We start from the raw sequence: 6077 nt of genomic DNA on the forward strand, positions 1-6077 counted from the left end.
GCCTCACCCCGCGCGCAGTGGCCGCCCTGCGCACCCTCGGAATGACCGACTATCTCGATGATCGGCCCCGCATCCGCGGCCTGCGGATGCGGGGTTGGGGCCGCGTGCAAGACGTGCCGTGGCCGCAGTCGTCGTTCGGACCGTTCGGCAGTGCCGTGGCCCGCCAGACATTCGACGACGACGTGCGCCGGTTCGCGGTCGGCCGCGGCGCGCACATGGTGGTCGGGGCCAAGGCGGTGGACGTCGAACGAGACAGCGCCGGACGGGTTATCCGGGTGCGCGTGCAGCGCGGCGACGAACAAACGACGATCCGCGTCGGCGAGCTGATCGTCGCCGACGGCGTGAAGTCCACCCTCGGGAAAGCCCTGGGGCGGCAATGGCATCGGGACACCGCGTACGGGGTGGCCGCGCGGTCGTATGCGGCTTCGGAGCTGTCCGGATCGGAGTGGCTCGGCTCAGATCTGGAACTGCGCGGCCCCGACGGCACCCTGCTGCCCGGCTACGGCTGGGTGTTCCCGCTCGGCGACGGCACGGTGAACCTCGGCGTCGGAGCGCTGGCCACCGCCAAACGGCCGGCGTCGCTGCAGCTGAAGCCGGTGCTGGAGCACTATGCGCGGGCGGTGGCCGATCAATGGCAGCTAACCGCTCCCCCGCAGCGCATCGCGTCGGCGCTGCTGCCGATGGGCGGCGCGGTCTCCGGAGTGGCCGGACCGAACTGGATGCTGATCGGCGATGCCGCCGCGTGCGTGAACCCGCTCAACGGCGAGGGCATCGACTACGCCCTGGAGACCGGGCGCATGTCCGTCGACCTGCTCGACGAGAGCCACGACCACACGCGCGCCTGGCCGGCGATCCTGCAGCACGAGTACGGTGTCACCTTCGCCGCCGCCCGCCGCGCCGCCGGCCTGCTCACCATGCCCAAGACCGTGCCCGTCCTGGGCCGCCCCGGCATCCGCTCGGCCGCGCTGATGGACGTCGTCGTCCGGGTGATGGGCAATCTACTGACCCCGGAGGACTCGGACTTCATCGCCCGCTCCTGGCGCACCGTCGGCGCCGGGTTCGGCCGATTCGAGGCCCGCCCGCCGTTCAGCTGACCTGCTCAGCTGACCATTGCTCAGGCGCGGCCGGTGTGGATGGCGGCGATGCCGCCGGTCAGGTTCTGCCAGTCGACGCTCGTGAACCCCGCGGCGCGGATCTGCTCGGCGAGGCCGGCCTGGTCGGGCCAGGCGCGAATCGACTCGGCCAAGTAGACGTAGGCCGCGGGATTGCTCGACACTTTGGTGGCCACCGACGGAAGCGCCTTCATCAGGTACTCCAGGTAGACCGTGCGGAACGGTTTGGCGGTCGGCGTGGAGAACTCGCAGATCGCCAGGCGCCCGCCCGGCTTCAGGACCCGCCGCAATTCCCGCAGCGCGAGCGGAACGTCGTTGACGTTACGCAGACCGAAACTGATGGTGGCCGCGTCGAAGCTGTCATCGGCAAAGGGCAGGTGCAGCGCGTCGGCCGCGACCTTCGGGATGTCGCGTTTGGCGCCAGCGCGGAGCATCCCGCGCGAAAAGTCGGCGGCGATCACCGTGGCGCCAGAGGTGGCGAGCTCTTCGGAAGAGACTGCGGTGCCTGCGGCCAGGTCCAGGACCACATCACGAGGGCGGAGCGTCAGCGCCTTGCGGGTGGCTTTACGCCACCGACGATCCTGCCCGAACGAGAGCACCGTGTTGGTGATGTCGTAGCGCCCCGCCACGCCGTCAAACATCTCGGCGACCTCGGACGGGTCCTTCTCCAGGCTGGCGCGGCTCGACGACGTCATGCCCTCGAGCTTAGTTCCTTGTCCCGACGCCCCTGCAGCCAGCGGCCCACCTGCACCACGAGCAGCATCAGGATGAGCACCACCACCCAGCCGAGCACCGCAATGGAAACCCCGGGAAGCACCGACAGGCGCGCATCGCGGCCAGCCGGCCGCGCGAGGGCGTTCGGGTTGCTGGCGTCGTAGTCGACCAGAATCCGTTGTCCGACTTGCAGTTCCGTCGGATAGAGCAGGCCAAATTTGGGGTTACGCAGCGCACCGTCGGGCGTCACGAAGTTCACCGCAGCGTGCAACCGGTCTGCCGAAATCACATCGGCGACCGCGCTCGCCCGGTTCGCGTCGATCTTGGCGTCATTGCGGTAGGCGCCCAAAATGATGACCGCACCGATCAGCGTCGCGATGACGCCGAGCGCCACCAAGCCGATCTGGACACGTCGGACGCGTCGCGCGATCACCGGATTCATGGGGTCCACGATAGCCGCCTGACCGTGGCGGGCCGGAAATCAGCGGAGGCTGGCGGCGATCCGTTCGTGGATTCCGCGCAGCGGCGCGCGCTGCGTCGCCACCTCAATTACCTCGATGCCGCCCGCGGGTACCGGATCCGCCAGGGCCGCGGCCAGCGCGTCAAGATGCACTCGCGTGAAGGGCAGTCCGAAGCCGGCGCAGAGAGCCGACAGGTCGCTGCGGTGCGGGGTACCGAAGATCCGCTCGTACGCACCGGCGTAGGCGGGTGCGGCAAAGCGTGGATCGCCCTGCTCCAGCAGACTGAAGATGCCGCCGCCGTCGTCGTTGGCGACGACGATCCGCAGCGCGCGCGGTCGCGGTTCTTCCGGCCCGATCAGCAGCCCGGTGATGTCGTGGATAAACGTCAGGTCGCCGACCAGCGCGACGGTCTGCCCGGCGGCAGGGCCCGCGAGAGCTGCGCCGATCGCGGTGGAGTCGATGCCGTCGATCCCGGCGACACCCCGGTTGGAGAGCACCCGCACACCGTCGGCGACCGCCCCGGCCAAGGCCACATCGCGGATCGGGTTGGACGGCCCAACCACCAGCTGATCGCCCGGTTTCACCGCGGCGGCCACCGCGCGCGCCACGTGCAGGCCGGTGGTCTCATCGCAGGCGTCGAGTTCGGCGGCCACGGCGCCGCGGACCTCGGTATCGGCCTGGGCGCACTCGGCGAGCCAGTCCGGGTCCGGCTGCGCCGTGGGCACCGCCCGCGTACCGGTTGCGTACACATTGCCCGAGACGTCCGGCCAGCGCGGGCCGGTGGTCAAGGCGTACACGCGCACCTGCGGGTCGGCCAGCAGCACCGATACCGAGCGGTGCAACGTGGGGCGACCGCAGATGATGGCCTGCACTGGCCGCAGGCGGCGCAGCGCAAGCGGGTGCAACGGCGTTGCCGGGTGCGGGGCGGTCGGCTCGGCGACGGTGGGGAGGCCAGTCAACTCGGGTAGCTCGCCTGCGCCGTGCCCGGCGACGACCACGGTGGGCAGCGACAGGTCGATCTCGATGGGCACATCGAGTTTGCCGACCGGGGCACTGGTCCACGGCTGTGCGTCCGGGCGACCGGCGAAGCGCCCACTGGCAACCTCGTCGAGGTGCTGCGCCGGGTCGTCGGCGGAGTCGGGGACCAGCGGCTCGCGCAGCGGGATGTCGAACTGCACCGGGCCCGCGTTGCCGGTGCGGGCGCCGCGGGCGGCCGCCAGCACGCGACCGACCGCCGACCGCCACTGCGAGTTGGTGTCGAGGTCTTCTTCGGCCAGGCCCAGGCTGATCGCCGCCCGCACCTGGGTGCCGAAGATGCCGAACTGCTCGATCGTCTGGTTCGCGCCGGACCCCAGCAACTCGTACGGGCGGTTCGCGCTGATCACCACGAGCGGGACCCGCGCATAGTTCGCCTCGAAGACCGCCGGGCTCATATTCGCCACCGCCGTACCGGACGTCATGACGATCGGCACCGGGACACCCGACGCGATCGCCAGACCGAGCGCCAGATAGCCGGCCGACCGCTCGTCGATCCGCACATGTAGACGCAAGCGCCCGGCGCGATCGGCGGCGTACAACGCGAAGGCCAGCGGCGCATTCCGCGAACCCGGACACAGCACCGCCTCGCGCACTCCGCCGCGGACCAGTTCGTCGACGATCACGCTCGCCTGCACAGTGGACGGATTCATAGCGGTGAGCCTAACGCCACGCCTCGTTGTCCCAGACGTGACGTCACAGACCCGACAAGCTCGTATCGCCGATGGTGGTCCTCTGACGCGGCGGTAGGGACAGCTGATCAGGCTACGGTTGATCAGGCTACGGTGTGGCATGGGTTTCTATGCCGACCGGATTCTGCCGCGCCTGGTCGAGCAGGCGTGCGGGATGCCCGGGATGGACAAGCTGCGGCGGCGCACGGCCGCGCCACTGTCCGGGCCGATCATCGAAGTCGGCTTCGGTTCGGGCCTGAACGTGGGCTGCTACCCCGAGTCGGTGACCGAGGTGACAGCGATCGAGCCCGCCGATCTCGCCTGGGAGCGCGCCCAACCGCGGATCGCTGGCAGTCGTATCTCCATCACCCGCGGCGGATTGGACGGCCAGCGCCTCCCATTCGACGACGACGCCTTCGACGGCGCCCTGTCCACCTTCACCTTGTGTACCATTCCCGATCTGGCTGCGGCTCTCGCCGAACTGCGCCGCGTGGTGAAGCCCGGTGGTGCCCTAGCTTTTTGTGAGCACGGTCTAGCGCCGGACTCCGGGGTGCAACGCGTCCAGCGCCTGGTCAACCCGATTGAGCGTGCGGTGGCCGGCGGCTGCGAGCTGACCCGCGACATTCCGTCGCTCCTGGACCAAGCGGGCTGGCAGATCGCTGAACTCGACCAGTTCTACGCCCCAGCGGCGCCCAAACCCTGGTCGGCGTTCTCGCTCGGCTACGCCGTGAATCTCTGAGGCCGCGTCAGCGGAAGTAGCCGTCGATCGTGTTGTAGGTGTCGGTCATCGACTCGCGCAGGATCCCCGTGTGATCGCCGCGGTAGGTGCCGACGTTCACCGTGGCACCGCCCTGCAGCAACTGCGCGGTGAGGGCAGCGGTCATCGGTGGCAACACGATCATGTCGGTGATGCCCTGCTGAATCCGGATCGGCCGGGTCTGCTGCCAGCCGTAGTTCGGGATGGCGGAGTAGTCGCGCAGCGCCGGGCCCAGGGGTGCATCATTGAGTGACCGCCGAAACAGCGTGCCCGGTGCGATGTTCGCCAGCTTCGGATTGAGGTCGGCGGCGCACTCCGCGCGCGCCCGGCCCAGCCAATACTTGCCCGCCGGAGTGAGCGCCGCGCCGGCGTTGAGCTCGGGGCGGGAGTTGTCCAGACCGTCGAGCAAGTACAGCGCAAACAACGCCGTCCGGTTCAACGGGCCGATGTTCGGTGTCGCCGGCGAGGCAATCAGCGGAATCACCGACTCGATCTGACTGGCCGGCGCGATCGCTACCGTGCCGACGTTGCGCAGTTCCGGGGCGTAGCTGTCGGCGAGACGAGTGGCCCACAGGGCTGCGTGCCCGCCCTGCGAATGACCGAGCGACGCCCAGCGCCTCCCGATGGCGGCGTCGGTGTGCCGCGCCGCACGCACCATGTCGATCACGTTGTAGCCCGCGGACTTGCCGCCCAAATACTCCGTGCCTGGGGTGCCGGACATACCGATGTAGTCCGGGGCGGTCACCACGTAGCCACGCTTGAGTGCGGCGGCGATATTCGGCTGCGATTTATCGTGCTCGGCACCCGAGGCGTGGCTGGGTGCGCACTTCGGTGCGATTCCCGACGTGCCGTGCGCCCAGGAAACCACCTTCCAGCCGCCCGCCGGAGCCGCCCCGTGCGGGTAGTAGACGACGCCGTCACCCTCGACCCGCTGGCCGCTCTGGTTGCGGGTCAAGTACCGCACCTTCACCGCGCGGGCCGCCCCGCTGGGCAGCATCGATGCGGGCAGCTCCCGACTGGACACCGCCTGGCCGTCGCCACCGGCTGCCGCCGCCGGCGCTCCGGTCAGCCCGGACACCAGTCCGACGACCACCAGCAGGGTGGCGAGGAGGGCACCAATCCGAATTCGCATAGCTTGCACCCTAGAGCGGGAGCCTAGGCTGGGTGAATGAGTCGCGAATTTGATGTCATCGTCTACGGCGCCACCGGCTTCGTCGGCGCGCTGACCGCCCACTACCTCGCCGAGCACGCTCCCACCGGCACCCGGATCGCACTGGCCGGGCGCAGCGAGACAAAGTTGGCCGGCGTGCGCCGCGCGCTGCCGGAC

At 69.7% G+C, this 6077-nt stretch carries 6 protein-coding genes and 1 pseudogene; 3 read left to right on the plus strand and 4 right to left on the minus strand.

The window, feature by feature from the left end:
* On the plus strand, positions 1-1094 hold a 1094-nt coding region (locus WAW85_RS13735; RefSeq protein ID WP_422560163.1), incomplete at its 5' end, for an FAD-linked oxidoreductase.
* A 20-nt stretch (positions 1095-1114) separates the two neighbouring features.
* On the opposite strand, the gene WAW85_RS13740 is transcribed toward WAW85_RS13735, so the two are convergent.
* The 3 genes from WAW85_RS13740 to menD are packed head-to-tail and all read right to left on the minus strand — an operon-like array spanning position 1115 to position 3975.
* Positions 1115-1807 (minus strand): demethylmenaquinone methyltransferase, encoded by a 693-nt coding sequence (locus WAW85_RS13740; RefSeq protein ID WP_422560164.1) that lies wholly within the window; start codon positions 1805-1807, stop codon positions 1115-1117.
* Positions 1804-2268 carry a hypothetical protein gene (locus WAW85_RS13745; protein WP_422560165.1) on the minus strand — a complete coding sequence of 155 codons (465 nt, stop codon included), beginning with the start codon at positions 2266-2268 and terminating at the stop codon, positions 1804-1806. The genes WAW85_RS13740 and WAW85_RS13745 overlap by 4 nt, the downstream gene beginning before the upstream one ends.
* Positions 2269-2307: 39 nt before the next feature.
* Positions 2308-3975 carry a 2-succinyl-5-enolpyruvyl-6-hydroxy-3-cyclohexene-1-carboxylic-acid synthase gene (gene menD, locus WAW85_RS13750; protein ID WP_422560166.1) on the minus strand — a complete coding sequence of 556 codons (1668 nt, stop codon included), beginning with the start codon at positions 3973-3975 and terminating at the stop codon, positions 2308-2310.
* 139 nt (positions 3976-4114) lie between these two features.
* Between menD and WAW85_RS13755 the strand changes: the two genes are divergently transcribed.
* Positions 4115-4732: a class I SAM-dependent methyltransferase gene (locus WAW85_RS13755; RefSeq protein WP_422560167.1), complete on the plus strand. Its 618-nt coding sequence runs from the start codon at positions 4115-4117 to the stop codon at positions 4730-4732.
* Between the two features lie 7 nt (positions 4733-4739).
* Here WAW85_RS13755 and WAW85_RS13760 read toward each other — a convergent pair whose 3' ends face one another.
* The gene (locus tag WAW85_RS13760) at positions 4740-5882 is read right to left on the minus strand and encodes a lipase family protein (RefSeq protein ID WP_422560168.1); all 1143 of its coding nucleotides are present in this window, start codon (positions 5880-5882) and stop codon (positions 4740-4742) included.
* A gap of 36 nt (positions 5883-5918) precedes the next feature.
* Between WAW85_RS13760 and WAW85_RS13765 the strand changes: the two are divergent.
* Positions 5919-6077, plus strand: a pseudogene (locus WAW85_RS13765) (enoyl-ACP reductase); the annotation flags it as partial.

The sequence above is a fragment of the Gordonia sp. (in: high G+C Gram-positive bacteria) genome (assembly GCF_049299075.1).
GTDB lineage: Bacteria > Actinomycetota > Actinomycetes > Mycobacteriales > Mycobacteriaceae > Gordonia.